We start from the raw sequence: 26,990 nt of genomic DNA, 5'->3' as shown, positions 1-26,990 counted from the left end.
TTCTATTGAAATAGTTTTGAACCCAAGATGAGTTAGTTAAGGAGCAATATTCTATAAGGAATGAAAAATTCGAATAATACAGAAGATAAGAATATACATAACAAAAATAGAAATAGAACGCCACCATATGGCAGCTATGGCTATAGCTGGTTCTACATCATGTTGTTTATTTTAATGATTGTTTTTTACATAACTGTCTCAAGTACAAATAAAACTAAAGAAATAGGATGGTCAACTTTTGAGCAAGAAATTTTAGCAGAACATGATGTAGAAAAGATTGTAGTAATCAATAAAGAGATTGCCGATATTTATATTAAACCCGAGCTTTTTGAAAAAGAAAAGTATAAATGGATTACCGATGGGTTCTTTAATAACAAAATGGGTCCACACTTTAGAATGAACATAGGGTCTGTAGAAACTTTTGAAAATAAATTACAACAGGCCCAACAAGATTTTTCTAAAGAAGAATTAATTGATGTAAAATATAATAGCCAAACTTCTTGGACAAATATACTAGCATGGTTATTGCCACTTGTCTTCATTATTTTTTTCTGGATCTATCTACTAAGAAGACTAGGAAGTGGAAATTCTGCAAGTGGTACATTATTTAATTTTGGAAAATCTACCGCTACCTTAACAGAGAAAGACACCAAAAGTAGTTTTACCTTTAATGACATAGCCGGTCTTAAAGAAGCTAAAGCCGAAGTAATGGAGGTTGTCGATTTTCTAAAAAACCCAGAAAGGTATACCAAACTAGGGGCTAAAATTCCAAAAGGGGTAATGCTAGTTGGCCCTCCCGGAACAGGAAAAACATTAATGGCAAAAGCAGTGGCAGGTGAAGCCAAGGTGCCTTTTTTCTCCATTTCTGGTTCTGAGTTTGTAGAAATGTTCGTTGGGGTCGGTGCTTCACGTGTTCGCGACCTGTTTAAAAAGGCAAAGGAAAAAGCCCCAAGCATTGTTTTTATCGACGAAATTGATGCCGTTGGCCGTTCTCGTGGAAAAATAAATGCCTTTCAAGCCAATGACGAAAGAGAAAGTACCTTAAATCAATTGCTTACAGAACTTGATGGTTTTGGAAAAAACACCGGAGTTATCGTATTGGCGGCAACTAATCGGCCCGATGTTTTAGACAAGGCACTTTTACGACCCGGCCGCTTTGATCGCCATATTTACTTAGAACTACCAACAAAAGAAGAACGAGAAGAAATTTTTGGTGTACATCTACGCCCTTTAAAACTATCAAAAAATGTTGATAGTTCATTACTTGCCAAACTGAGCCCTGGTTTTTCTGGTGCTGATATTGCCAATATCTGCAATGAAGCAGCCTTAATTGCAGCCAGAAAGAACAAAAAAGAAGTAGAACATGCAGATTTTATGGAAGCAAGAGATCGTGTAATTGGAGGATTAGAGCGAAAAAGCAAGATTATTTCGGCCAAAGAAAAAGAAATAGTAGCCTATCACGAAGCTGGTCATGCCGTTGCTAGTTGGTATTTAAAGCATGTAGATTCTTTGTTTAAGGTTTCTATAATACCACGAGGAAAATCTTTAGGCGCTGCATGGTATTTACCCGAAGAGCGCCAAATAGTAACCAAAGCACAATTCATGGATCAAATTTGTGCATCGTTAGGCGGACGAGTAGCAGAAGAAATCATTTTTGACGAAATATCTACAGGTGCTTTAGACGATCTAGAAAAAGTAACTAAGCAAGCCTATGCAATGGTTGCCTATTATGGTTTGGATAAAGAAATAGGACCCATTAGTTTTTACGATTCTACTGGGCAAAACGAACATATACTAAGCAAACCATATAGTGAAGAAATGGCAAAACTTATAGATAAAGAAGTACAAGAATTAATTACTACTGCCTACGAGAGAACAAAAAATTTATTAGTAAAGCATAGAGTTAAACTTGAAAAACTAGCCAAACTCTTATTAAAACAAGAAGTGGTAGAAAAAGATAGTTTAGAACATTTGCTTGGCAAACGAGAATTAAAAGAATTAGTGGAAAAGCAACAATAACAAATGAAATCATAAAAGAATTAAAATCAATATAAGAACTAGAGAACTAATTTAAATACTAATGATATGAAAACAATAAACGAAGTACTTAGCAATGAAGATTTACATTTTGAACACAAACAATGGCATAGTGAACTTGCTTTTTGGGAAGATGAGTTAAAATCTTTCAAGAATAGATTAAGCGAATTAATTAAACGTTGGACAAACAAAGAAGTTTTAGCCCAGTTAGAACATTACCAAAATGAATTTATACTTCATGAAGGCATAATCGATAAACTTCAAGAAACTATAGAAAAGCATGAAACTCGTATTGCAGGTCAGTCAAAAACAGGTCAAGAATCAATGGACACTGTGCTAACAAAAAAACATTTAGAATTTAGAAATCAAATGGAAACCCAACGACAAATCTATGCTGATTTAAAAAAAGAATTTTTTAAATTTCTTTCAAAATATATGTAATAGAAGACTGTTAACTTTGTAATAAATAGGTTAATCAGAAAATTAAAATTGACCTATTTATACTTTTGTTAAATGATTTTTATCATTAAACATTTCGCTTTTTAAATATACCTTGTAAGTAACCAAAATTGAATCAAGTATGTGCTTTTGCTTATATTTGGTAACCATCAATAAAGGTATAGTTAAAGAGATTATGGCCAAGAAAAATGCACCCATTCCAAAGAGTAGTAAAACAAATGCTCCATTAAAAAAGAGTACCAATGAAAATTCTGAAAACAATTTTTTAATTGTTGGTATGGGAGCGTCGGCTGGTGGTCTAGAGACTTTCAATGATTTTTTTGAAATCATGCCAGAAAATTCAGGCATGGCATTCGTTCTAGTGCAACACTTAGATCCTACCCACAAAAGTCTAATGGTAGATTTAATAGAAAAACATACCCAGATGAAAATATCTGAAGTTGTTGAACATACCAAAGTACTACCTAACCATATCTATGTTATTCCGCCCAATAAAGACATGGCAATTTTTAATGGTATTTTACACCTTATGGATCCCACCCAAGCACGTGGATTTCGAAAGCCTATCGATTATTTCTTTCGTTCATTGGCAGAAGATCAAATGGATAAAGCCATTGGCATTGTACTATCTGGCACTGGTACCGAAGGTACATTAGGTTTAAAAAACATCAAAAATCAAGGTGGCCTCGCCATTGTGCAAGAACCAAAAAGCGCAAAATATGATGGTATGCCACGAAGTGTAATCGCAGCTAATGCCCACGACTTTATACTACCTGTAAAAGATATACCTCAAAAATTATTACAATACGCAAAGAATCGAAAATTCGGTACGAATAAAAAAAATTCCAATTTTGATTCAGCAAAAGAACATTTAGAAAAAGTTTTCATTTTATTACGAAACGAGACAGGATGTAATTTTGGGGATTATAAAAGCAGTACTGTTATTCGTAGAATTGATAAACGAATGGCTCTAAATCAAATAGATAAGCTAGAAAATTATGTTAAGTATCTACAAAAAGAACGTGATGAAGTATTAAAACTTTTTAATGAACTACTTATAGGGGTTACTGGTTTTTTTCGTGATCCAGAAGCATTTGAGGCTTTACGAAAAGCTATAATTACTGAGATATTAGATAAAAAGAAAGATGGCGAAACTATTCGTATTTGGGTAGCAGGTTGTTCAACAGGCGAAGAAGCTTATTCACTAGCTATACTTTTTGATGAAGAAATACGAAAAGGAACCAAAAAACTTAAAGTTCAAATATTCGCATCAGATTTAGACGTTAATGCAATAGGTTTGGCCAGACAAGGTGTATATCCTGAAACTATTGCTGTAGATGTAGGTGCAGAACGTCTTTCACGTTATTTTCAAGGAGAAAAATCTACCTATAGAATTAAAAAAGAAATTCGCGATCAAATTATTTTTGCGGAACATAATCTAATAAAAGACCCTCCTTTTTCTAAACAAGACTTGGTAAGTTGTAGAAACCTCTTGATCTATCTAAATTTAGAGGCTCAAAAAAGGGTATACACTATTTTTCATTATGCATTGAACACAGGTGCTTTGCTATTTTTAGGAAATTCAGAATCTTTAGGAGAATTTGCCAACCTGTATTCTGTTATAGACCGAAAAAATAAAATTTTCAAACACAAAGATGTCATTACTAAAAAAATACCCGATATAACTCAACTATTTCATGAGCCTATTCAAATTAATACAGAAAATTCAATCCCTATAAAAATACAACCACGTGAAAATTTATCAGGTATAACCGAACGACTTCTTTTGGCTACATATGCACCAGCCTGCACTATTATTAATAATGAGGGTGATGCTGTATATTTCTCTGGTAATACGGGTAAATATCTACAACCGTCACCAGGCGAGGCTAAATTAAATATTGTTGAGATGGCGCGTGAAGGGCTCAAGACCGATCTGCGTGCACTAATAGTAAAGGCCAGAAAAAGTAAAAAAACAGAAGTTCGTAAAGGGGTAAATGTAAAAACGAACGGAAAATTCGAAACAATTATCCTTAAAATAAGACCATTTGAATCGCCCAAAAACTATGAAGGTTATTATATGATAACTTTTGAAGAAATGGAACAAATTGAGGCAACAACTATAGAAGTTAAGCCTGCTCAAACACATGAAGTGTCTGAAATGTTTGCATTAGAACAAGAACTAATCGCTACTAAAGAATATTTACGTTCTACCATTGAAGAATTAGAAGTCTCTAACGAGGAGTTAAAATCAAGTAATGAAGAATTACAGTCAAGTAATGAAGAACTACAAAGTACAAATGAAGAACTTGAAACCTCAAAAGAAGAATTACAAAGCGTAAATGAAGAAATTGTTACTATGAATACAGAGCTTTCATCGAAAATAGATGAACTGGCCCAAGCATATGATGACATGAACAATTTATTGGCAAGTACTGAAATAGGTACTATTTTTCTTGATGCCCAATTGAAAATTAAACGGTTTACCCCGCCGATGACTAAAATCATTAATCTGATACAAACAGATATAGGGCGCCCTATAAATCATTTATCATCGAACCTAATCTACGATGGCCTTAGTAATGATGTAGAAAAGGTATTGAATAAACTTACCCCAATTACCACATCTGTTAAAAGTGGCGATGGCATATGGTACAAAATGCAAATTTTACCCTACCGCACCTCTGAGAACATGATCGAAGGGGTAGTAATTACTTTTGTTGATATAACCAATGAAAAACAATTGACCAATGAGCTAAAAACTGCCAAGGAAAATTATGAGCATTTATTAGAGATGTCAAGAACCATTGTCTATACCCAAGACAAAAATTTAGTCTATACCACAATTGGTAATATTCAACCTAATTTTCAATTTGTAAAAATGATTGGAAAGAAAGACAGTGATTTTTACTCTAAAGAAGATACAGCTAGGTTAGAAGAATTGAAACTGGAGGTTATCAAAAATAAAAAGACCATTCGCAAAAATGTATCTCTAAATATTGGCAATACCGCTTATCTATATGATGTAATGATTAGACCAATATTAAAGAATAATACCGTAGAAGGAATTGCTTGTACCCTAATTGACATAACAGAATTGCATGAAGCTGAAAAAAATATAGCAAAACTTAAAAAAAATTCAAATAATGGCCCTAAATCCAGTTAATAAAGCGTTACGACAAAAGGCGGAAGCAGAGGTTAAAAGTACACCTCTATCTCCTTTAGACTTAACTATGGATAAGGTTAAAAGTTTAGTGCATGAACTTGAAGTACATCAAGTTGAACTTGAAATGCAGAATCAAGAATTACGCGAAACCCAACAACTGCTAGAAAAATCAAGAGACGAATATTCTGATCTCTTTGACTTTGCCCCAGTAGGCTATCTAATTATAGATGAGAAAGGTACTATTGTAAACATAAATCTTACTGCTTGTCATATGCTAGGTGTGGATCGTTTACAACTAAAAGGCAAACCATTTTCAGCATATTTAATGATTGGTGATGCAAATTCATTTTTTCTTAATCTAAGGCGGGCTTTTAGCACAGGCATTTTAGAAAATATTGAATTTATAATACACAGAAAAGACAATACTAACTTTAACGCTCAATTAAGCGGTACAGTTGATACCAACCCTAATGATAATAATCGTTTTTGTCGTATTGCCATGCATGATATTACTGAAATTAGAAATATGGAAATTTTGCAAGTGCGGCATGAAGACCTAGAGAAAGAAAACATAAAAATTGAAAAATACAATTTAGAACTAGAGAAAGTAGTTTTGGAGAGGACCAAAGAGTTGAGCGAGGCACTTGAATCTGAAAAAGATATTAACGAAATGAAAAGCGCCTTTATCTCTATTGCTTCACACGAACTACGCACTCCTGTAACAATTATTATGTCATCAGTAATTCTAATGGAGAAATTTATAAATATTGGAGATTACAATAAACTAGACAAGCATATTCAACGTATTAAATTAGCCACTACAAACTTTACCTCAATATTGGATGATTTTCTTTCACTAGAAAAATTAGAAAAGGGTATTGTAAGGGTAAAGAAAGAAACTTTTGACATGTTTGAATTTATAAGGTTACTAACCGAAGAAATGGACAGCATTCTTAAACCAGAACAGCAAATTTTATATTCGCACGAAGGAAACCCTTCTACATTTCAGAATCAAAAAATACTTCATAATATATTGGTTAACCTCTTAACCAATGCTATAAAATACTCAGAAACAGATGTGGTTTTAAATACTATAAATAATAATGGTGAATTAACCATCTTTGTTAAAGATAAAGGAATTGGTATACCTCAAGAAGACCAAAAAAACCTTTTTAAACGGTTTTTTAGAGCTGAAAATGTTAGAGACTTTCAAGGAACAGGTTTGGGTTTAAGTATTGTAAAAAGATATGTAGAACTCCTAGGTGGTAGTATTGAATATGTGAGCGCCTTAAATAAGGGCAGTACGTTTAAAATACAATTACCAGAAAGAAATCCACCTTTATTTTAACACTCTCATTTATTTATAGAATCTAATAATATAAAAAAATATTCATTTATTGATTTAGAATAGATTAGTATATTATTAATCAATAATCTCTTTCAAAGGAAAAATTCTTTCGTAATAAGTACATGATTTAGAAAAAAGTAAGCCATCATTATAAATTCTTGCGAACTCTTTGGCTGTAGGTTTCAAGTAAATTTGAGTTTGAGTTCTTTCTGAGTCTTTTAGAAAATTAATAGTAGTAATAGAATCTAATTTTGCTAAGTCTTCTGGTATTGTCGCTTTTGAAATTGTCAATAACCCATCACTACTTTGAGAAACAACTAAAACTTCCCAAGTATCATTGTTCAATTTATAATTTAAAACAAGATGACCTCTAAAAGTTTTTACAAGCTGTTTATCACTTATTGCAAAAATAGTATCGCGTAGTATTATTTGAGAAGTTATGCTATCGCCAAATTCAGTAACAGGAAAGTAACCTTCCCAATCATTTACATATAGTTGCTCATTCACTAAATCCAAATCAGGATCTGTCTCTATTTCTTGCAGTGTTGTTTTTATCAAAAACTCCTTACGCCTTACAAAAGCTTTATCATCCACATATAAAGAAGCACTATCTACATTGCACCAGTATATTCCCCTATAAATATCGGGAATATTTGTCAGTGGATCAACAGTAACAGGTTGTGGATCGCCAAAAACTACTGAAGGCTGACAAGAACCTAAAATCATTATTACAAAAATGATACCTAGACTATAATTTAACCCCTTTTTCATTTATCGATTTTTAAGTTAAAAAGTTGATACATATAATTAAAAACTAAGGGTCATCATAATTTTAAAAAAAGTAAATCAGACTTTTACTTATACAAAACCCTACGAGTATTAGAAAATAAAACCAAACATGACAAATACTCCAATGATAAAATCTATGACTAATAAAACTATTAGAATAACCAACAATAACTTTTCAAATGTGATGTTATCTGTTCCAATTCTTTTAGGTTTCATCATCTCATAATTTTCACGGTTCTTTCTTACAAATTCACATTAGCAGTTTGTTCAAACGGTCAATAATTTTATTTATAAATAGAGGTGCCTCACTTAAATTAGATTCGCCAGCAATAGCATCTACTCCTTCCATAGTATAATCACCATCTCCAGATGTGGTCAAGACAATAATTTTATTACTTTCATTGCCATACTTTTCAATGAAAGATTGCACACTTAATGGTGGTTTCCAATTCTCCCAGGTATGTATTATAACCAGCGCATTAAAATCATTTGGGTTTATAACATTCAAAGACTCAATATCGACTACCTCAATATAGACCGAGTCAGATTTAAAATGATTAACAATACCACTAGTCACTTTATCCTTAAAATCACTTCCTTGGGTAGCTATCAACAATTTCTTATCCAAGGTTGGTGCATTAACTGTATAAGGGTTCACATCATCCATAGAATATTTATATTGGTACCAAACAAGAAATAAAAAGAAGGCGACCATTACAGCTAAAATTCGAAATAGAATTTTTTTAAGACGTTTCATATTTTAGTTTTTAGATTAATGTTTATTTTAATGAGGTCTTCTGCACCTTTAGGTCTTTGCAATTTTAATTTGCTGAATAAAAATGGAAAGTTCAATTAAGATCTCAACACTTTAAGCACAAATAAAATTTTACCGTCTGTTAATGGTAAATCGCTAGTTTAAGAAAAGAGCTCATAACTCCTGGTTTATAAGAAAAATATCTATCCTCTAATAATAGTTGAAAGTTCTTCGCTTTCCATTATATATTCGGTTAATTTAAAAGTCTCTTTTCTGTTTAATCTAAAAAATGAAACAAAGCGGATTATTTCCTCTTCTAAATGTTCATGCTCCATGATTATTACACTTGCATCTTTTCTATTGGCATCTTCCACTAAAAGACCTAATCTATTTCTATGCTTACTTACTTTTTCAAGTAAATCATTAACCATTTTATTAGTTTCCTGTAAACCTAATTTTAGCTCTTTAATCATTTGCAGATTTTCTTCTTTTGAAAGCCAAATGAAATATTTTTCTATTAGATGATTTAAAAACTTAAGATCATCCCTATAAAATTGAAGATCTGAAACCCAGTGATTGGTCAATACATAAAGCTCGTCCCAAGGGCCATTTTCTAATAATTTCAAATCGTTTTTATAGTCTAAATCACTCATCATCTACAATTTAATCGCTATCCTGTAAATCTATAAGAGAAATACCCTGCAAGAAATGATCTAAATCATTAGCATGAAAAACCAATTATGACCTTCATCATTTCTTTTGATAAGTGGCAACCTTAGATTTATATCTACAAACAAAAAACTACTGTCATGAAGACTATTCTATATGCTACCGATTATTCAGAAAATTCCGTTTCGGCGTTACGGGTTGCATATATTTTAGCTAAAAAATTCAATGCTAAATTGATTATCATACATGTTTTTGATATACCTATAACACTTGCTAGCACGGTAACGCTAACCTACTTGAAAAAAGAAAAAAAACATTATGTTAAAAATCGCAAGATGTTGAAAAACTTTTTTGCAAAACATATAGACGAACCGGTAAATGATCTAAATATAAGTTTTGTCGTTGATGAAGAAAATTCGGTTACGAACAGTCTTTTAGAAAAAGCCGTTAAATTTAGTGTAGACCTTATATGTGTTGGAGCTAAGGGAACAAACACGGTTAAAGAGTTTCTATTGGGAAATACGGCAATTTCGCTTCTAAGAAAATCTCCTTGTACATTAATAGTGGTACCTAAAGGATGTGAAAAAATACATTTCAATAAAATAATTTACGCTACAGATTTTGAGACAGCAGATATTTTCGCTATCAATAAACTGGCAAATATTGCTAATAAATTCAATGCACAAATTAGAGTTGTACATATAACTACAGGAAAGGAAAACGAAGTAGAGGCTCAAATGGAATGGTTCAAAGAAGACGTAAGAGCAAAAGTAGACTATGCCAAAATAGAATTTGATTTAGTCTTTTCAGAAAAATTTATAGAAGACCTGCTATGGTACCTTGAACATACCAAAGCTGATGTATTGGCCATGTTAGAACGAAAAGAAAATACTTTTTACAATAAATATTTTCATTCAGACCTGGTAAAAACAATGGTAAAAAAAAGTACAGTTCCTTTAATAAGTTTTAATGTTGGGGGACTTTAAAACCGTCTTTACCTTACCTTCTACCCCAGTAATTATTTCTTTATATTGGTTATTTACCTGAGCATTTTCATTTACTTTTTTACCACCGATCATTGTATACTGGCTTTTTATTTTTTCACGATTAAGCCAGATTAACCAATTACTGAATATAGGAAAATAACGAAATATAAAATTGGCTAAATTTCCCAATCCTGTTAAGGTTATTCTTTTTTTCCTTTTTTCAATCATTATACGAATACTCTTTGCCACAGATTCTGCAGTGGCCAATCGCAAATTGTTACGTTTGGGTAAATACACAAGTGAACCATCTACGTCCAAAATTTTTTTATCCGGATCGTTTTGAGTAAATCCCACAAAGGCAATTCCAACATGAATACCAAAATCATATAACTCTATTCTTAATGCTTCTGACAGGGCTGCTTGAGCCATTTTAGAAGCACTGTAAGCAGAATTGAAAGGCATTCCTCTAAAACCAGCAACGCTATTTATAAAAATAACATGACCTTTTGTTTCTTTTAGAAAGGGAATTGCATATTTACTTAAGTGGGCGGCACCGGTAAAATTAGTTTCAGAAAGAATAGTAAAATTTTTATCTGAAGAATGTTCAATAGACCCTCTACTACTCATGCCGGCGTTATTCACCAAAATATCTAGTTGACCATAAATACTTATGGTTTGCTCAATCAAAAACTTGCATTTATCTTGATCCCGAATGTCTGCAATTACTGACTTCACCTTAAAACCGTTAGTAGAAAAGTCATTTTTTGTACGTATTAACTTTTCATAATCACGCCCATTTAAAATTACTTTTGCCCCTTGCTGCAACAACTCCCAAGCAATTGCCTTACCTATACCCATACTTGAGCCGCTTACCAAAGCCACTTTATTTTTTAAGTAATTGTTCTTCATAGCATTACCATTTTATAACAATTTTACCCATTGATTTTCGAGATTCTAAAAATGCGTGAGCCTCTGCAAGTTGTTCAACTTGATATTCTCCACCAATATGTGGCTTAAGAATATTTGTTTCTGTCAAGCGAATGACCTCTTGCATAACCTTTGCAATTTTATTTGGGTTTTCTTCTGCAACTTTCAACATATTAATTCCTATCATTCCCTTAGAACCACTCAAAAATTGAATTGGATGATATAACCCAAATTGCCAAAACACACGTAATTTTCCAAATATGGTTTTAGTCTTATTCATACTAGAAACACCAAAAGAAAATACCCTGCCACCAGCCCCAAGCAACCGATAATCTTTTTTAACCGACAACCCGCCAACTGGATCAAAAACTGCATCTAACCCATTATTCTCCATTACATTACCAACCACTTTTTCAAAATCATTTATTCGGTAATTTATTGGGTATTGCACACCGTTACTCTTTAGATAAGCTACTTTTTCTTGAGAACCACATGTACCAAAAACGACACACTTTTTAAGCAATGCCATTTGTACAAGTGCCGTTCCTACCCCACCGGCTGCGGCATGTATAAGTACACTGTCTTGTTCTTGTAAATTGGCCATATTATGACTTAAAAAATATGCTGTACTATACTGGGTAGCCAGAGCAACAGCAACACCTGCAGAGAAAGAATCAGGTATTTTATGTACAACATCTATGTCTGCCAATGCAAATTCTGCGTATCCGCCAAACTTGGTCAATGCAACAACCCTGTCGCCTAGCTTTACATGGTCTACCATTGCACCAATTTCTTCTATTTTACCTACCACATCATATCCTAAAATAGCAGGTAATCTAGGCGCAGCTTTATAGAGTCCCAAACGCGCCATAACATCTGCAAAATTTAAACCGAAGGCCTCAACTTTTATTAATACTTGATTTGGTTTAGGGTGAGGTTTATTGGCTTCCCCTATTTGAAACGCCTTTTCGGCATTTCCATATTTAACAAGATACGCTGCCTTCATACATATTGTAATTTTCAATATGTTAATCTATAGCCTTTTAAAATCATATGTAATGACTGAGGTCATTTTTAAATTTTGTAATCCTACATAGATTACAGATTCATATAATCTTATAATTATGAAGAGAACAGTATGTTTTATAACGTTGTTATGTTTCTTTTGCGTAGTAGCTCAAGACAATAAAACTTTTAGCACCTATATGACCTTAGATGACTTAAAAACAATAGAGATACATGATAATCTTTGTGTAACACTATACCCTACTTACTTCAATGGTTTACAGATGAAGGGAAACCGAAGTTTGAAGCACATTATTAAATGGAATTACCAAAATAGCACTCTAAAAGTATTTACCGTACAAGAAAATATGTTTGCCAGCTCTATAGAAATTATATTATACGTTAGTGAACCTAAAAATATAATACTATCAGAAAAGGCTTCTATAGAAGCTAATAACAAAGTAATTTCAAATAATTTAACGATATATTCTTTGGGCGATTCAACCTATAACCTTATTGTAGATTGTTCAGATTTTCAATTAATATCAGACATAGCCGGTACGGGCAATTTATCTATAAATGCCCAAAATGTAAAAATTGATGCAAAAGGTACTTCTGCAGCTTCAATGAAAATTATTGCAGATAAAGTGATTGTTAACCAAGCAGACAAAAGTATGGTTAGCATAAAAGGAAAAGCTAAATCATTAAGTGCTACCATTGAGAATAAAGCAAAATTATCTGCATGGGCACTATTGGCTAAAGACGTGTACCTACACACATTAAATTCTGAAGATACCGAGGTATTTGCAGCTGATCGTTTTAAAATAAATGGTCAAGGCAGTGGTAAAATATACGTTACAGGTAACCCAAAAAAAATTGATACTATACATCTGAACAAAAAAACCAAGATTTTCTATAGTTCGAAATGATATATTTTAAAGAAAACAAAAAGCTATTTCAATATTAATTTAGGCAAATATGCCAAAGCCTTAATATCTCTACTCTTAAAATAGTTGTAGGCATAATTAGGAAGCCATACAGCATCAATAAATTCAATAAAAACAGGAAGCAAGTAATTTGGATATTGTCTCGCTTCTATTTCCCTACCATTGGGCAGTCGATGTTTATAAATTTTATAATTGGCTCTTTTTTCGGGATGCTTTTCTTTTAAATATTCGTCAAAATAATTGGCTACACTAATATCTGGACGCATTTCTTTACCGTTCAATGCCCTACTTGGCAAGGTATAACCTTCGTGTTCAAATCGACCATATAGACGAATAAACAATTCGCTCAACACAGAAAAATATCCCTTATCTACCCTATTCCAATTATCATTAAAACGAATAACAAAGTTTGGTATTTCTAGACGTTTTGTGGTATAATATCCCTGAACTCTAAGTAATGGTAATATATGGTTGGTTATCCATTTTCGAAATTTATGGGCATTGTCGGTATCGCTTCGTAAAATCAATGCATATAATCCACTTTCAGAAATTAAGTTCATTGATTTCAACTTACCATCCCTATAAATTTCAGCTAAATTTCGTTCATCTTCATCTAAAATTTCCAACACTTTTACTGGGTCGTTCAATGCCAACATTTTAGTGACATCATCGGCTACAAACCAAATTTGATTATCAATCTCTACAGAAGCCAGTTGTTGAAAGTAATTTAGCCCATCTTGCGGTAATATAGTTTCTAACATCATATACTTTTTATATATAACCTTAAAATTACGTTCAACATTACATCATTACCATGATGCAAATCAGTAGAAGCCAAGAAGTTTAAAATCTATAATTCCATTAAAAAATCTGGACAATAAACAGGTATTATAAAAAATACAAAAAGTAAGAAAAGAATAGCCCAAAGAATCCACATTAATAGAGGGTATACAATAATATTCCCTTTTGTATCTGGTCTAATAGAATGTGCTATAAGTCCGTGAATTCCTAAACTGAATATCAAAAAAGTGATACTAGAAGCAACAATTAAAAATACTTTAGAGTGGTCGTCTTTCAAAGCAACCAAATAAATTGCCAACAGTATGGCAAATACTATAATTAATCTAAATATTCGTCTAGACATAAGTAATTATTTAAACGGTTCTATTAATAATAGAGAGTTTGATGATTAAATTCATTAAAACTTAATAAGGGAATTTTACCATATGATTCCATCTTTTTAACAATGTCTTTATGAAACCATTTTTTTGTAAAACCTTTCTTTTCCCTTTCAAGCATGACTACCATATCTGCACCAACATCACCTAAATAAATGCGAAGTGCATTAAAGATATCATCTGATAGTACCAGTTTAAAAATCATATTCTTGTAGCTGACTTTTTCTTTAAGTGCATCTTTGAACCACTCCATCTGCATATCACCTTTGTATTCATCTTGAGTAGAAATATGTGTAATGTGAATTTTTGCTTGCAACGGCTCTGCTATTTCAACAAGTTGCTTTATGGTACGAATATCTTCTTCTTCAAAATCTGTAGCATAAACAATTGTTTTAATCTGTCTATAACCAACCTTAGTAGGTATTGCCAATACTGGACAAGGTGCTTTTTCAATAAGTTGTTTGGTAGTGCTTCCTACTATTATTTCACGAATACCACTACCACCTTTCATACCAATTAAAATTAAATCTGCATGCCATTCAGCTGCACTTGAAAAAATACCTTTTATTACAGATTTATTTTCTTTTATCTCTAAATGAATATTAGACTCGTTCCAATCATTGCCCAAGTGTTCGGTACAAAATTCCTCTAATTTGCCACGATGCATTTTAAAATTGTCCTTTTCTAAATTGGGAAAAGGTTCTGAAAGTGCTTTGGTGCCTAAGACTGTAGGATAATCGAATACATGCATTATGATTAAGCGAGTACCTAATTTGGTATTTAAGTAGTAGGCATATTTCAATGCTTCAACAGAATTCTTTGAATAATCTGTAGCGTATACTATTGTTTTCAATTTGCGTGTCTTTAAGGTCAAAAACAAAAATATCAGTATTCAATATGCTTTCAAATGACCCCTGTCATGTGCTTAAATTAAATCACGGAATATATTTATGTCTAAAACTCAACAATTCTAAAAATGAACGACTTAAGCAATGTACTCGTAGAAATCACTCAGCTTACCAACACTATAGAAACCAATTACCCCGAGGTTTATCGGTTTCTAGATGAAAACCCTCTTACGATACCTACAAATGACCATCCACATATTGATCAAGTGACCATGCAAGATTATTTAGAGAGTTTAAAGCAATTATTGAAACATCATTTAGAAACCCATAAAAATTACATTTAAACTTTTAATTGAATAACATTTTCTAGTTACCAAATCTTTAATTGCACTGATTTTAATCATTTCTTTCTTTTCTAGTTCTTTCTAGATTTAATAAACGGTTTTTATGCCCTGTCGTCAATAAGCCTGAATTATAGCGATCAAAACCAAAATGAAACTCATGGTACTTTTGTTAAAGCCTATTACTGCACTATTAATTGGAACTATATTTCTGATGCTATTGGCATGGCTACTTTGGCCTAGAAAAGGGCTTATTTCATTATGGTCAAAAAGATCACAGAACATGAAACGGAAGCTACAAGAAGATGCACTAAAATTTATTTTTGATTGTGAGTACAAACATAAAAGTTGTGGTTTACATTCAATTTCGGGCAATATGAACCTATCTACAAATAAAGCTGCCAAGATTATAACACAGTTACAATCTATAGGTCTAATTGTAATGAAAGAAGACCAAATTAGGCTAACTGACGCTGGTAGATCAGATGCGCTTAAAATAATAAGAATACACCGTTTATGGGAAAAGTACCTGGCTGATGAAACTGCAATTGGTAATGTAGAATGGCATCATGGGGCAGATTCAAAAGAACACCTTATGTCATTAAAAGAAGTTGATATTTTAGCCGCAAATATGGGTAACCCCGTTTTTGATCCACATGGCGACCCAATACCTACAAATAAAGGAGAATTACCTACATACCAAGTGCAATCTTCTTTAAGTTCATTGAAAGAGGGAGATATAGCCAGAATTACCCATATAGAAGACGAACCGTCTATCATATATGCCCAACTAGTCGCTTTAGACCTTTACCCGGGCATGGAAGTTTATATTATGGATGTTACAGATGAAAAGATTCAATTTGCGGCAAACGGAAAAGAGTGTATTCTCAATGTTCTTTTTGCGTCAAACATTACCGTAGAAAAGCTATCTAAAATTGAGCCTACACAAAAAAAATATCAAACACTTTCTTCTTTAAATGTGGGAGACAAAGCCCAGGTTATTGGAATTTCACCTAAATGTCGTGGTCAAGAGCGTATACGTTTAATGGATCTTGGCATTGTACCAGGCACAGAAATTTCTGCAGTATTAAAGAGCGCTTTTGGCGATCCTACGGCATACAAAATAATGGGTGCTACCATTGCTATCAGAAAAAAGCAAGCAGATAACATTTATATAAAATCAAGGCAAAATAAAAATGAGCAAACAGCGAGGTTGCGAGAATTGTCAAGCGTATCGTAAAGAACAATTAATTAGACTTGGCATTGGAATAGATCAATACGACTATGTCATTGCCCTTGCGGGTAATCCAAATACCGGTAAGAGTACGGTATTCAATAATCTAACAGGGCTACGCCAACATACCGGCAATTGGCCGGGAAAAACCGTTACCAGAGCTGAAGGTGGATATTCATATGCAGGCAAGCAGTATAAACTGGTAGATCTACCTGGCACATATTCCTTACTCTCAACAAGTAAAGAGGAAGAAGTTGCACGTGATTTTATTTTATTTGGCCAACCTGATGTCACTGTAATAGTAGCCGATGCAACCCGTTTAGAACGCAACCTTAACTTAGTACTTCAAATACTTGAGATTACAGATAAAGCAGTACTATGTCTTAATTTAATGGACGAGGCCGAACGCAACCATATTAAAATAAACGACAGGGCATTATCAAAAGCATTGGGTATACCTGTTGTTACAGCGGTGGCCCGTCAAAAAAAAGGGATGGATGTACTCATAAATACTATTGAGAACGTAGCTACAGGAAAATATGTTTGCAAGCCACATCGTATTAAGAGCTTTTCTCCCAAACTAGATCATGCAGTTGCTCTTTTAGTAGAAAAACTTTCAAGAAAGTTTAAAAACATACCCAACTTAAATTGGGTCGCATTAAGGCTTTTAGAAGGAGATCAACGCATTATTGAAGCAGTAAGGACAGAAGAATTAGGACAATTAAGTGAAAATCTAAAATCAGTATAATAACTTTTGTTTTAAATAATGTTCAATAATCAAGAAATAAAAAGCGATGATATTATCTCATTGACCAACACGTTACGTTGGGAGTTGGGAATAGATTTTCATGATAAAATTATAGAGTCAATTTACGCAGATGCCTCTAAAATTGCCAAGCAAAGTATACAAATAGAAGATGCTAAGAACAGTACAATTTTAGATCAAAAAATAGATAACATAATAACCAGCAAATGGTTTGGTTTTCCTATAATGTTTTTGCTATTGGCAATCGTTTTTTGGATAACTGTAGCTGGCGCAAATATTCCATCTTCATGGTTAGCTGCCATATTATTGGATACTATTCATCCGTTTTTAAAGAATATTGCATCGCAAATAGGAATGCCTTGGTGGTTAGATGGTGTTTTAATCGACGGGGCTTATATGGCATTTGCCTGGGTTGTTTCGGTAATGCTACCACCAATGGCTATCTTTTTTCCTTTATTCACATTATTGGAAGATCTAGGATACCTGCCCAGAGTAGCCTTTAACATGGATAGCCTTTTTAGAAAAGCTGGCGCACATGGCAAACAAGCCTTGACAATGAGCATGGGATTTGGCTGTAATGCTGCCGGTGTGGTCGCAACTAGGGTTATTGATAGTCCTAGAGAAAGATTAATAGCCATTATTACCAATAACTTTTCGCTATGTAATGGTAGGTGGCCAACGCAAATATTAATAGCAACTATATTTATCGGTGGTTTGGTTCCATCTCATTGGGCAGGATTGGTATCTGCAGGAGCAGTAGTTAGTATTGCTGTATTAGGTATTGTTTTCAGTCTTTTAGTATCATGGGGTTTAAGCAAATCTATTTTAAGGGGCCAGGCATCCACTTTCAGCTTAGAATTACCACCATATAGACCTCCTCGAATTTTACAAACATTATATACGTCATTAATAGATAGAACAATTCTTGTTCTTTGGCGTGCTATTGCTTTTACCATTCCGGCAGGCATTATTATTTGGCTGGTAGCTAACATATATACCGGTGAATTAAGCTTAGCTGAATATTTTATTGATTGGGCAAATCCCTTTGCTTTTTACTTTGGTCTTAACGGGGTAATATTACTTGCTTACATAATTGCCATACCTGCAAATGAAATTGTAATTCCTACCATACTTATGCTCACCGTAGTAAATTCAGGTTTAATTGATATTGGCGAAGGTGCCGGTGTTATGTTTGAACTTGATTCTGTTGCAGATACCAAAAGAATATTAACCGCTGGCGGCTGGACACTTTTAACAGCCGTTAATTTAATGCTGTTCAGCCTTCTTCACAACCCCTGTTCAACTACACTCTACACAATTTACAAAGAAACCAAAAGTATAAAATGGACCATTATTTCGGCATTATTACCGCTGACCCTAGGTTTTATAGTTTGCTTTTTTGTAACTCAACTTTGGTTACTTTTTAGCAGTTAGATCAATACATTCAACTCTAACTTTTTTTTAAAAGAGGTCAAAAAGTAGAAAAATCTACCATTTGAAATAAAGATGGCTGATACAGATCATTTCATGCTAAGTTAGAATTTATGTCCTTTAAGCTCGCACAAACAGTTTAAAGCAATCATTATGAAAACATTACTACTTTTTTTTACGCTCCTCATTTCAATTACGGCAATTGGCCAGAAAGAAAAAGATAAGGACATAAATATAACCGAACATCAAACGGACGACTTCTACTTGGCCGGTGAAAATATAGAAATCAATGCAATTATAGATGGAGACCTGGTATTGGCCGGCAGTAATATTACCGTAAAAGATACCGTTCACCAAGATCTTATCGTAGCCGGAGGGGAAATCATAGTTAAGGGTTTTATTAAAGACGATATTAGAGCTGCGGGTGGAAAATTGACCATTGATACTGAGGTAGGCGATGACATTATAATAGCTGGTGGTGAAGTTCTAATTACCGAAAACGCAATCATTCATGGTAATCTGATTAATTTTTCGGGTGATATTGAAATGAACGGCCAAATTTTAGGAAATATAAAATCGTACTCCGGAGAAATAAAAATAAACGGAACTGTTGAAAAAGAAGCCGAGATAAATGCTGAAAAAATTTATATAGACGGAATAATAAATGGAACTTCTAAACTTGCAGCAGAGTCAATAACCATTGGTAAAAATGCCATCTTCAACAACAATCTTAATTATTGGTCTGAAGAAGGTAGTTTAGATTTTAAAAATTCACTGGTTGGTGTAAACGCCAGTTTTGATGAATCGCTTAAAGGTGACCAAAAAGATTTTACCATGAAAAGTTTTGGCATTGCCGCCATTGGATTTTGGATATTCTATCTCTTATCTGCATTTTTGTTTATTCTTATTTTAAATTGGGCATTCGGTAATTTTCTCCGTACTATCTCTGCCAATTTAGATACTAATTTCTTACGAAATTTAGGGTACGGCTCCATCTACATATTTGGCATACCTCTTCTTATTTTAGTTTCATTCATAATAATTATCGGTATTCCTATTGGTATATTCTTGGGTGGCTTTTATTTGTTTAGTTTATTATTTGGCCATTTGGTAACTGCATTGTTATTCACCTACTTCTTAGAAACTAAAGAAAATAAAAATTGGGGTATGTGGACCAGGGCATTTATAACCTTAGGTATAGCTGCAGCAATACGTTTAATAACCTTCATACCTTTCTTAGGGTCCTTGTTGGCATTCATCGTCATAGCAATTGGATATGGACTGATTGTATATACCCTATTTCATAGAGAGAAAACTCTAAATTTTGAAAACTAAAAATTGAACTAATTCCATTTTTTTGTTTCAATAATATTTGTGCTAAGTAGCATTAATTTATAATACTAAATATAATAATTATTGAAAGTCAAGCTACATTAACTATATATAAAAAAAGCAACTAACTTATACATGTATTTTAGGTAAGAAAAAAATTGAGAAAATTATAAGGCTGCAATAATATGGTGATCAATTTGTATTGCAACAAATAATGACATTACATTGGTTTAATTATTGTAACAATAAACCTACCACGAACTCACTTATTAAAAAGGCTATAGTTCATTCTAATAGTTAAAAATGATTGAGCTATTAAAAGGGCGTAATGATTCTTTATCAATTATCAAAATAATGCCATTTTCTGGAATAGATTTTAATTTATTATCAAATACATCAAACCAATTACCAAACAATTGTGCATTGATTTTATTCTCTGTAAGCTCTTCTATATACATTGTACAAAAAATAGTATGATGCTCATGGGTCAATTCTAAAACTTGATTTAAAAATTTCTTAAGTAAGTTTTTACTGTTTAATGCTTCAACCTCAATTTTCATTATACAATCTGTATGTCTGGTAGGATCGTAAATTTTGCTTTTTAAGGTGTTTGCCATATTTTTTAAACTTTTTTTAAATAGTTCCTGTAAACTACTAGCTTCTACCGTAATCCCTATTTTGGGTTTCACGAGTTCCAAACTACTCATATTCTTTCTAAAATGACGACGGGGCGTCTTTGATACAACTTGAGGTTCCATAACATATTTTTTTTGTGCTCTATTTTTCTTATTGATAAATAAATGAGAGGTTGATATAAACCTATAGTTCATAACAACGCTCTCAATTAATAATTAAAATGCTTCTTGCATTGAAATTTCGAAGGTAACTTTTGTAGTTACTCTATATTGAACAATTAGATTGTCTTCTACCGTTACCTGCATATCTTGAATGTAGACAGATTTAATATTATTAACCGTTTTTGACGCTTGCGAGATAACATTTTCAACTGCTTTCTCAAAGCTTTCGGTAGAGTTTCCCATAAGTTCAATGACCTTTAATACTGACATAATTTCTATTTTTTAAATTAATACTCTATATCTTTTAAAGGAAATTTCCCATTTCGTCTACCTTTACCCTTACAACTTTTTCACCGTTTTCTAATTTTAATTTATACTTCTTATTTGCTCCTTTGGCTTCTTGATAATTAACCAAATAAATATCTTTTGTAATTGTCCACCCCGGAAAACGCTTATATACAGATTCTCTTACCGCTTTTGGCAAATTGACATTTTTAAATCTTTCTGCAGTTCGTACTAGTTTTCCATCCGCGTCATATGCAGCCAAAATAGTTCCTTCGGGTATAAAAAAATTGATTTGGTATGTATCATAATCATCTTGGTAAAACTCTGACTCTTTTACATCGAATGCCGCTACCTTACGTTGTAATAACTCAACAGGTATAGATACCTCTTCTTTGGTATTCATATCGCTTAAATACTTATAATTTGTGGCAAAAACAGTAACTTCAGAAAGCTGTTCTGTTTTAATAATTTGGGAAAAAACCTGACCGGTGAACCCAATTGCTAATAATCCTAATAATACTTTTTTCATGATTTTTAATTTTTAGTTAATACTTAAAAGTTTGTGTTTACTTAATATTTCTCTTGGTATTATTGGCTAATTTATTTAGGTATGCCAATGATTACAATGACGTGGGTCAGTTAAGAATATTGAAATAAACAAACTTGCAGACAATGGTAGAGCTATCATGAAAACCATGAAATGAAAGCCACACAAAAAATAGATTTAAGACTAGCAATTGAATTTTGGCTTTGAAAGAAAGTTAAATAAAAGATAATCTACCTACTTATTCTCAAGTACATTATACATGTAGAGTATAACTGTATCATTACTGAAATTTCTCAATACAATTTTCTGAAAAAAGTAAATCAAACATATGGTAATGACCTACATCATACCAAATTAAACCTCCTTAAGATAATTTTGGTTTCACATTAAAACCATTGCCATATGCTTATTAAAAAATTTTCACATATTGGTATCACCGATATTTCTTTAGTAGGGGGAAAAAATGCTTCGCTTGGAGAGATGTACAATCAATTAACTTCTAAAGGTGTTGGTATACCCAATGGTTTTGCAACCACATCTTATGCTTATTGGAAATTTTTAAAAGAAAATAATATTCAAGAGGCTTTAGAAAATGTCATATCCGGTTTAGATCGATTAGAATATTCCAATTTAGCACTGATAGGGGACCGAGCAAGAAATCTAATTCTTAAAAGTGAATTATCAAAAGCATTAACAGAATCTATCATAAATGCCTACAATGATTTATGTGGTGATACTGACATGCCCGTAGCCGTTAGAAGTAGCGCTACCGCAGAAGACTTGCCAGATGCCAGTTTTGCAGGCCAACATGATACTTTTTTGAATATAAAAGGGAGAGACTCATTATTGCAAGCCGTAAAAAAATGCTTTGCTTCTTTGTATACAGATAGAGCTATTAAATATCGTGAAGACAAAGGCTTTCTGCACAAAGACATAGCCCTTTCTGTTGGGGTACAGTTAATGGTCCGTTCAGATAAAGGTTGTTCTGGGGTGGGGTTCACTATTGAGCCAGAATCTGGTTTCGAGAATGTTATATTACTTTCTGGAGTATGGGGCTTAGGCGAGAACATTGTTCAAGGAACAATAAACCCAGATGAGTTTTATGTATTCAAGCCAAGTTTATCGAAAAAAAAGTATCCGATCGTACAAAAAAAATTAGGGGATAAAAAACTAACCATGGTTTATGCCGACGAGGCCAAAAAGGCGACCACCCTAAATGTACCTACACAAAAAGAAAAACAGGAAACCTATGTATTATCAGATGATGAGATTATCACCTTGGGCAATTGGGCGTTGTTGATTGAACAGCATTACAAAAAACCTATGGACATTGAATGGGCAAAAGACGGAATTTCAAATAAACTTTTTATTACCCAAGCAAGACCAGAAACCGTTCATCAAAACAAAGACAAACAAATTCATGTTGAATATAAATTATTGGAAAAAGGCAAAATTTATACCCAGGGTAATGCTATTGGGTCAAAAATTAAAGTGGGCAAAGCTATTATTTTAAAATCCCCGAACGAAGCGCCAAGTTTAACTAAGGATACGATTATAATAACCGACACTATTACTCCAGATTGGGATCCATTGCTTAAAAAAGTAGGCGGAATTATCACCAATAAAGGTGGTAGAACAAGCCATGCGGCCATAGTAGCTCGTGAATTGGGCGTACCGGCAATAGTAGGGTGTGGCAATGCAACAGAACAAATTCAAAATAACGAAACAATAACGTTGTCTTGTGCACAAGGAAGAACAGGATATGTTTATAAAGGAAACTTATCTTTTAAAGAGAGAGAAATAGATTTTTCTGGAATACAGATGCCACTTACCGAGGCTAAATTAATTCTTGCAGACCCAGAAAATGCCTTCAACCTTTCTCGCTATCCAAATGACGGTGTGGGGCTACTTAGAATGGAGTTCATAATTACTCATAAAGTCAAAGTACACCCAATGGCATTGGTGAAATTCAACCAGATCAAAAATGCGGGCACTCGAAAAGAAATTGAAAAATTGACTAAAAACTATGCAGACAAACCTGCATATTTCATTGACCAGCTCTCTCAAGGTATTGCTACCATTGCTGCAGCTTTTTACCCAAAAGAGGTCATTGTACGTTTAAGCGATTTTAAGACCAATGAATATGCAAACCTAATAGGGGGTGCCGATTTTGAACCCCACGAAGAAAATCCGATGTTAGGTTTTAGAGGGGCATCCAGATATTATAATGAGCTATATAAAGAAGGATTTGCACTAGAATGTGCCTCAATTAAAAAAGTACGTGAAGACATAGGCTTAACCAATTTAAAGGTTATGATACCATTTTGCAGAACTATAGAAGAAGGAAAAAAAGTGGTTACTGTAATGGCTGAAAATGGACTGAAAAGAAAGGATAATAATTTAAAAATCTATACCATGATAGAAATACCGAGCAATGTTATTCTCGCAAAAGAATTTGCTGAAATATTCGATGGATTTTCAATTGGTTCTAATGACCTTACCCAACTAACCTTAGGTATAGATAGAGACTCTGAAATAATGGGAAAGCTATTTGATGAAAATGATGTAGCTACCAAAAAAATGATTTCAATGGCGATACAAAGCGCAAAATCAACCCATACAAAAATTGGGTTATGCGGACAGGCGCCAAGTGATTTTCCTGAATTTGCACAATTCTTGGTCGATGAAGGCATAGATAGTATTTCCTTTAATCCAGATGCTTTACTTCAAGGTATTGAAAACATTAACAAGGCAGAACAAAAACATACTACTAAGAAGGTAACCGAGATTAGCGACTAAATATTCATTTAAAATCACTCTTTTGAGCCGTATACTAACTCTTACCGTAAACCCTGTTGTTGATAAAAGCACCACAATACCTAGCTTAATTCCCAATCAAAAATTAAATTGTACCGAACCTATATTTTATTCTGGAGGCGGTGGTATTAATGTTTCTCGTGCTATTAAAAATTTGGGTGGCGAATCAACTGCACTATACCTGTCAGGAGGTAGAACGGGGAATCATCTTCAAGAATTATTATCAAAGGATTCTATTGACCAATGTATAATTAATTTGAAGGATAATACCCGAGAAAATCTTTCTGTATATGATACAAATTCTGATTTACAATATCGATTTGGCTTACCTGGTCCTTTTGTACAAAAACATGAATGGCAAAATAGTTTAGAACAGATCCAAGGCTTATTAAATGAAAATGATTTTTTAGTTGCTAGCGGAAAGTTGACAGCGGGTATTCCCGATAATTATTATAAACTAGTTGGTGACATCGTAAAGCGAAAAAAGGCAAAGTTTGTAGTAGATACAAAGGGTAGAGCTTTAGCACCTGCCATAACATCTGAAATGTATTTATTTAAACCTAACCTAAATGAACTTGCGAGCCTCTACAATGAACAGACTTTATCTACAAAATCTTTAGAAGAAGCAACAAAAAAATTTATGGCTACTCATGCTTGCGAAATTATGGTGATATCATTAGGAAAACGTGGTGCCTTATTGGTCACATCAAATCTATTTCAATACATAGCTGCACCTATTGTCGATGAAAAAAATACTATCGGTGCTGGCGACAGCATGTTAGCTGGTATGCTCATAAAAGCACAAGCAGGCAAAAATGCCAAAGTTATGACCGAATATGGTATTGCATGTGGCGCAGCAGCCACACTCAAAAGAGGAACTAAACTTTGTCAACTTAAAGATGTAGAACTCATTTTTAAATGGCTACGACGAAATGTAAAAATTTAGAATTTGAATTTTATAATTAATGTACTTAAAATAGAAAGTAACGATCTTTAAAATAGTTCATAAAGGCTCGACCATCATTCTACGGTAATAAACCATATTTAGATATAAAAATGATATGGTAACTCATACATTTTTATTTGTATTCAACGATCTACAACTAAAAACTGAGAGGTAGTTTGTATTGATTCTCGTCTACAATCACAAAATTGACCATAAAAAAACATAGGCATCAGTTTAAAATAGATGTTAGACCAATGCCTTTTAAGAAAAATTGAAAAGGCAATAAAATATAATCTTGAACATGATTTAAATCATTCTTCTTAAAGATAACATAACCATTTGTTAAAATATAAGATACTGATAAACATCATTTTAACCAGTTCATTATCAATATACATTTACTTGTATAAGTATAACCTAAATCTAATAAAAATGAATAAAAACAAGTAAATTTTCAATTAGCCTAAACTATAAATAGTAAGAAAGAATAGTAACTTATAAATTATATAAAGATGAAAACAGACGCAAAAATTAAACTAGATGTACAAGACGAATTATCTTGGGAACCTAGTATAGATGAAACAAAAATTGGTGTTGCAGTAGACGAAGGTATTGTTACCTTAAGCGGTGAGGTGGATAGCTTCTCTAAAAAACTCGCAGCAGAAAAAGCGGCCAAACGTGTTAGCGGCGTAAAAGCGGTAGCAGAAGACATTATAGTTAAATATCCATCAAGCATAGATAAATCAGATACCGATATCGCTAAGGCAGCGGTAGAAGCTTTAGAATGGCATTCATCAGTACCAGACAATGCTGTTATTGTTAAAGTTGAAAATGGTTGGGTATACCTAACGGGAGAAGTAAAATGGTCTTACCAAAAATATTCTGCTTCAAATGCGATTAAAAATTTAGTAGGTGTAAAAGGTGTTTCCAATAATATAAAATTAAAACAAACAGTTAAACCAGTTTTAGTAAAAGATACTATTGAGGAAGCTTTTGAGAGGTCTGCTCGTATAGATGCCAAAAGCATTGTGGTAACAGCAGATGGCAGCACCGTTACCCTTAGTGGAAAAGTACATTCTATAAAAGAGAAAGAAGAAGCTGAAAAAGCTGCTTATAGAGCTCCAGGGGTTTTAGATGTTGTTAATAAACTTAAAATACAATATTACCCTTCATATGTATAATAATAATTAAAACCTACTACACTCCAACCAATAAAAGCCTTCGTTTACTAGTTAAACGAAGGCTTTTTAATATTTTATAAGAAGAATTAAATTATAAAAAATCACAGAAAAACATGGGCAAAAAAAAGTCAAACCTTAAAGACATTGTAGCCGTAAGAATGTTTTAACTAAATGAGATTTAAAAAATAGATTTTTAAATG

25 protein-coding genes are annotated in these 26,990 nt (G+C 32.9%); 14 read left to right on the top strand and 11 right to left on the bottom strand.

Annotated features, from left to right (window positions below; translation table 11 throughout):
• Positions 1-60: 60 nt before the first annotated feature.
• The 4 genes from ftsH to BUC31_RS08875 all read left to right on the top strand — a co-directional run bounded on the left by ftsH (position 61) and on the right by BUC31_RS08875 (position 7,010).
• Positions 61-2,019, top strand: coding sequence for an ATP-dependent zinc metalloprotease FtsH (gene ftsH, locus BUC31_RS08890; protein ID WP_073243163.1), 1,959 nt, complete (start codon positions 61-63; stop codon positions 2,017-2,019).
• A gap of 66 nt (positions 2,020-2,085) precedes the next feature.
• Positions 2,086-2,478 (top strand): hypothetical protein, encoded by a 393-nt coding sequence (locus BUC31_RS08885; protein ID WP_073243161.1) that lies wholly within the window; start codon positions 2,086-2,088, stop codon positions 2,476-2,478.
• Between the two features lie 139 nt (positions 2,479-2,617).
• Positions 2,618-5,662 (top strand): CheR family methyltransferase, encoded by a 3,045-nt coding sequence (locus BUC31_RS08880; protein WP_084134977.1) that lies wholly within the window; start codon positions 2,618-2,620, stop codon positions 5,660-5,662.
• Positions 5,643-7,010 (top strand): PAS domain-containing sensor histidine kinase, encoded by a 1,368-nt coding sequence (locus BUC31_RS08875; protein ID WP_073243157.1) that lies wholly within the window; start codon positions 5,643-5,645, stop codon positions 7,008-7,010. Before BUC31_RS08880 ends, BUC31_RS08875 begins: the two co-directional genes overlap by 20 nt.
• A 75-nt stretch (positions 7,011-7,085) precedes the next feature.
• Here BUC31_RS08875 and BUC31_RS08870 read toward each other — a convergent pair whose 3' ends face one another.
• The 3 genes from BUC31_RS08870 to BUC31_RS08860 form a co-directional block, all read right to left on the bottom strand.
• Positions 7,086-7,781, bottom strand: coding sequence for a hypothetical protein (locus BUC31_RS08870; protein ID WP_073243156.1), 696 nt, complete (start codon positions 7,779-7,781; stop codon positions 7,086-7,088).
• A gap of 268 nt (positions 7,782-8,049) precedes the next feature.
• Entirely contained in the window at positions 8,050-8,556 is a 507-nt protein-coding gene (locus BUC31_RS08865) for a hypothetical protein (RefSeq protein WP_139251915.1), read from the bottom strand.
• A 200-nt stretch (positions 8,557-8,756) separates the two neighbouring features.
• A complete protein-coding gene (locus BUC31_RS08860) occupies positions 8,757-9,206 on the bottom strand; it encodes a hypothetical protein (protein WP_073243154.1) in 450 nt (149 codons plus the stop codon).
• A gap of 156 nt (positions 9,207-9,362) precedes the next feature.
• On the opposite strand from BUC31_RS08860, the gene BUC31_RS08855 reads away from it, so the two are divergent.
• On the top strand, positions 9,363-10,208 hold the full coding sequence (locus BUC31_RS08855) for a universal stress protein (RefSeq protein WP_073243153.1): 846 nt from the start codon (positions 9,363-9,365) through the stop codon (positions 10,206-10,208).
• Here BUC31_RS08855 and BUC31_RS08850 read toward each other — a convergent pair.
• Positions 10,179-11,117 carry an SDR family NAD(P)-dependent oxidoreductase gene (locus tag BUC31_RS08850; RefSeq protein ID WP_073243152.1) on the bottom strand — a complete coding sequence of 313 codons (939 nt, stop codon included), beginning with the start codon at positions 11,115-11,117 and terminating at the stop codon, positions 10,179-10,181. The two genes, BUC31_RS08855 and BUC31_RS08850, sit on opposite strands and share 30 nt — an antisense overlap.
• 4 nt (positions 11,118-11,121) lie before the next feature.
• Complete coding sequence (locus BUC31_RS08845) at positions 11,122-12,141, bottom strand: quinone oxidoreductase family protein (protein ID WP_073243151.1); 1,020 nt, start codon at positions 12,139-12,141, stop codon at positions 11,122-11,124.
• A 118-nt stretch (positions 12,142-12,259) separates the two neighbouring features.
• Between BUC31_RS08845 and BUC31_RS08840 the strand changes: the two genes are divergently transcribed.
• Positions 12,260-13,069, top strand: coding sequence for a GIN domain-containing protein (locus BUC31_RS08840; RefSeq protein WP_139251914.1), 810 nt, complete (start codon positions 12,260-12,262; stop codon positions 13,067-13,069).
• A gap of 23 nt (positions 13,070-13,092) precedes the next feature.
• On the opposite strand, the gene BUC31_RS08835 is transcribed toward BUC31_RS08840, so the two are convergent.
• The 3 genes from BUC31_RS08835 to BUC31_RS08825 all read right to left on the bottom strand — a co-directional run bounded on the left by BUC31_RS08835 (position 13,093) and on the right by BUC31_RS08825 (position 15,118).
• Complete coding sequence (locus BUC31_RS08835; protein ID WP_211573851.1) at positions 13,093-13,848, bottom strand: BRO-N domain-containing protein; 756 nt, start codon at positions 13,846-13,848, stop codon at positions 13,093-13,095.
• Positions 13,849-13,937: 89 nt separating this feature from the next.
• The gene (locus BUC31_RS08830) at positions 13,938-14,231 is read right to left on the bottom strand and encodes a hypothetical protein (protein ID WP_073243148.1); all 294 of its coding nucleotides are present in this window, start codon (positions 14,229-14,231) and stop codon (positions 13,938-13,940) included.
• A 23-nt stretch (positions 14,232-14,254) separates the two neighbouring features.
• Positions 14,255-15,118, bottom strand: a complete 864-nt coding sequence (locus BUC31_RS08825; protein WP_170861940.1) for a universal stress protein — start codon at positions 15,116-15,118, stop codon at positions 14,255-14,257.
• A gap of 123 nt (positions 15,119-15,241) precedes the next feature.
• Here BUC31_RS08825 and BUC31_RS08820 point away from each other — a divergent pair, with 123 nt between their 5' ends.
• The 5 genes from BUC31_RS08820 (at position 15,242) to BUC31_RS08805 (ending at position 20,220) form a co-directional block, all read left to right on the top strand.
• Entirely contained in the window at positions 15,242-15,457 is a 216-nt protein-coding gene (locus tag BUC31_RS08820) for a hypothetical protein (RefSeq protein ID WP_073243146.1), read from the top strand.
• A gap of 157 nt (positions 15,458-15,614) precedes the next feature.
• Positions 15,615-16,694, top strand: coding sequence for a metal-dependent transcriptional regulator (locus BUC31_RS08815; RefSeq protein ID WP_073243145.1), 1,080 nt, complete (start codon positions 15,615-15,617; stop codon positions 16,692-16,694).
• A complete protein-coding gene (locus BUC31_RS20680) occupies positions 16,651-17,436 on the top strand; it encodes a FeoB small GTPase domain-containing protein (RefSeq protein ID WP_396627742.1) in 786 nt (261 codons plus the stop codon). The genes BUC31_RS08815 and BUC31_RS20680 overlap by 44 nt, the downstream gene beginning before the upstream one ends.
• A gap of 18 nt (positions 17,437-17,454) precedes the next feature.
• Positions 17,455-18,888 (top strand): nucleoside recognition domain-containing protein, encoded by a 1,434-nt coding sequence (locus BUC31_RS20675; RefSeq protein WP_396627741.1) that lies wholly within the window; start codon positions 17,455-17,457, stop codon positions 18,886-18,888.
• Positions 18,889-19,038: 150 nt separating this feature from the next.
• Positions 19,039-20,220: a polymer-forming cytoskeletal protein gene (locus BUC31_RS08805; protein WP_073243143.1), complete on the top strand. Its 1,182-nt coding sequence runs from the start codon at positions 19,039-19,041 to the stop codon at positions 20,218-20,220.
• 287 nt (positions 20,221-20,507) lie between these two features.
• On the opposite strand, the gene BUC31_RS08800 is transcribed toward BUC31_RS08805, so the two are convergent.
• From BUC31_RS08800 to BUC31_RS08790, 3 genes are all read right to left on the bottom strand, one after another.
• Complete coding sequence (locus tag BUC31_RS08800) at positions 20,508-20,975, bottom strand: archease (protein WP_170861939.1); 468 nt, start codon at positions 20,973-20,975, stop codon at positions 20,508-20,510.
• A 93-nt stretch (positions 20,976-21,068) separates the two neighbouring features.
• Positions 21,069-21,284, bottom strand: coding sequence for a dodecin family protein (locus BUC31_RS08795; RefSeq protein ID WP_073243139.1), 216 nt, complete (start codon positions 21,282-21,284; stop codon positions 21,069-21,071).
• A 34-nt stretch (positions 21,285-21,318) separates the two neighbouring features.
• Positions 21,319-21,828, bottom strand: coding sequence for a nicotinate-nucleotide adenylyltransferase (locus BUC31_RS08790; RefSeq protein WP_073243137.1), 510 nt, complete (start codon positions 21,826-21,828; stop codon positions 21,319-21,321).
• A 420-nt stretch (positions 21,829-22,248) separates the two neighbouring features.
• Between BUC31_RS08790 and ppsA the strand changes: the two genes are divergently transcribed.
• The 3 genes from ppsA (at position 22,249) to BUC31_RS08775 (ending at position 26,790) form a co-directional block, all read left to right on the top strand.
• Positions 22,249-24,645, top strand: coding sequence for a phosphoenolpyruvate synthase (ppsA, locus tag BUC31_RS08785; protein WP_073243136.1), 2,397 nt, complete (start codon positions 22,249-22,251; stop codon positions 24,643-24,645).
• Positions 24,646-24,667: 22 nt separating this feature from the next.
• A complete protein-coding gene (locus BUC31_RS08780; RefSeq protein ID WP_084134974.1) occupies positions 24,668-25,609 on the top strand; it encodes a 1-phosphofructokinase family hexose kinase in 942 nt (313 codons plus the stop codon).
• Between the two features lie 512 nt (positions 25,610-26,121).
• Positions 26,122-26,790, top strand: coding sequence for a BON domain-containing protein (locus BUC31_RS08775; protein ID WP_073243132.1), 669 nt, complete (start codon positions 26,122-26,124; stop codon positions 26,788-26,790).
• Positions 26,791-26,990: the final 200 nt, after the last annotated feature.

Origin of the sequence: Maribacter aquivivus, from assembly GCF_900142175.1 — a bacterium.
GTDB lineage: Bacteria > Bacteroidota > Bacteroidia > Flavobacteriales > Flavobacteriaceae > Maribacter > Maribacter aquivivus.
The sequence above is the reverse complement of the archived record's forward strand: the minus strand, read 5'-3'. Positions and strand labels throughout refer to the sequence as shown.

Excerpts from the sequence above, each read along its gene's own strand:
- ftsH (WP_073243163.1), top strand. The coding sequence starts at position 61 with ATGAAAAATTCGAATAATACAGAAGATAAGAATATACATAACAAAAAT.
- BUC31_RS08885 (WP_073243161.1), top strand. The coding sequence starts at position 2,086 with ATGAAAACAATAAACGAAGTACTTAGCAATGAAGATTTACATTTTGAA.
- BUC31_RS08880 (WP_084134977.1), top strand. The coding sequence starts at position 2,618 with ATGTGCTTTTGCTTATATTTGGTAACCATCAATAAAGGTATAGTTAAA.
- BUC31_RS08875 (WP_073243157.1), top strand. The coding sequence starts at position 5,643 with ATGGCCCTAAATCCAGTTAATAAAGCGTTACGACAAAAGGCGGAAGCA.
- BUC31_RS08870 (WP_073243156.1), bottom strand. The coding sequence starts at position 7,781 with ATGAAAAAGGGGTTAAATTATAGTCTAGGTATCATTTTTGTAATAATG.
- BUC31_RS08865 (WP_139251915.1), bottom strand. The coding sequence starts at position 8,556 with ATGAAACGTCTTAAAAAAATTCTATTTCGAATTTTAGCTGTAATGGTC.
- BUC31_RS08860 (WP_073243154.1), bottom strand. The coding sequence starts at position 9,206 with ATGAGTGATTTAGACTATAAAAACGATTTGAAATTATTAGAAAATGGC.
- BUC31_RS08855 (WP_073243153.1), top strand. The coding sequence starts at position 9,363 with ATGAAGACTATTCTATATGCTACCGATTATTCAGAAAATTCCGTTTCG.
- BUC31_RS08850 (WP_073243152.1), bottom strand. The coding sequence starts at position 11,117 with ATGAAGAACAATTACTTAAAAAATAAAGTGGCTTTGGTAAGCGGCTCA.
- BUC31_RS08845 (WP_073243151.1), bottom strand. The coding sequence starts at position 12,141 with ATGAAGGCAGCGTATCTTGTTAAATATGGAAATGCCGAAAAGGCGTTT.
- BUC31_RS08840 (WP_139251914.1), top strand. The coding sequence starts at position 12,260 with ATGAAGAGAACAGTATGTTTTATAACGTTGTTATGTTTCTTTTGCGTA.
- BUC31_RS08835 (WP_211573851.1), bottom strand. The coding sequence starts at position 13,848 with ATGTTAGAAACTATATTACCGCAAGATGGGCTAAATTACTTTCAACAA.
- BUC31_RS08830 (WP_073243148.1), bottom strand. The coding sequence starts at position 14,231 with ATGTCTAGACGAATATTTAGATTAATTATAGTATTTGCCATACTGTTG.
- BUC31_RS08820 (WP_073243146.1), top strand. The coding sequence starts at position 15,242 with ATGAACGACTTAAGCAATGTACTCGTAGAAATCACTCAGCTTACCAAC.
- BUC31_RS08815 (WP_073243145.1), top strand. The coding sequence starts at position 15,615 with ATGGTACTTTTGTTAAAGCCTATTACTGCACTATTAATTGGAACTATA.
- BUC31_RS20680 (WP_396627742.1), top strand. The coding sequence starts at position 16,651 with ATGAGCAAACAGCGAGGTTGCGAGAATTGTCAAGCGTATCGTAAAGAA.
- BUC31_RS20675 (WP_396627741.1), top strand. The coding sequence starts at position 17,455 with ATGTTCAATAATCAAGAAATAAAAAGCGATGATATTATCTCATTGACC.
- BUC31_RS08805 (WP_073243143.1), top strand. The coding sequence starts at position 19,039 with ATGAAAACATTACTACTTTTTTTTACGCTCCTCATTTCAATTACGGCA.
- BUC31_RS08800 (WP_170861939.1), bottom strand. The coding sequence starts at position 20,975 with ATGGAACCTCAAGTTGTATCAAAGACGCCCCGTCGTCATTTTAGAAAG.
- BUC31_RS08795 (WP_073243139.1), bottom strand. The coding sequence starts at position 21,284 with ATGTCAGTATTAAAGGTCATTGAACTTATGGGAAACTCTACCGAAAGC.
- BUC31_RS08790 (WP_073243137.1), bottom strand. The coding sequence starts at position 21,828 with ATGAAAAAAGTATTATTAGGATTATTAGCAATTGGGTTCACCGGTCAG.
- ppsA (WP_073243136.1), top strand. The coding sequence starts at position 22,249 with ATGCTTATTAAAAAATTTTCACATATTGGTATCACCGATATTTCTTTA.
- BUC31_RS08775 (WP_073243132.1), top strand. The coding sequence starts at position 26,122 with ATGAAAACAGACGCAAAAATTAAACTAGATGTACAAGACGAATTATCT.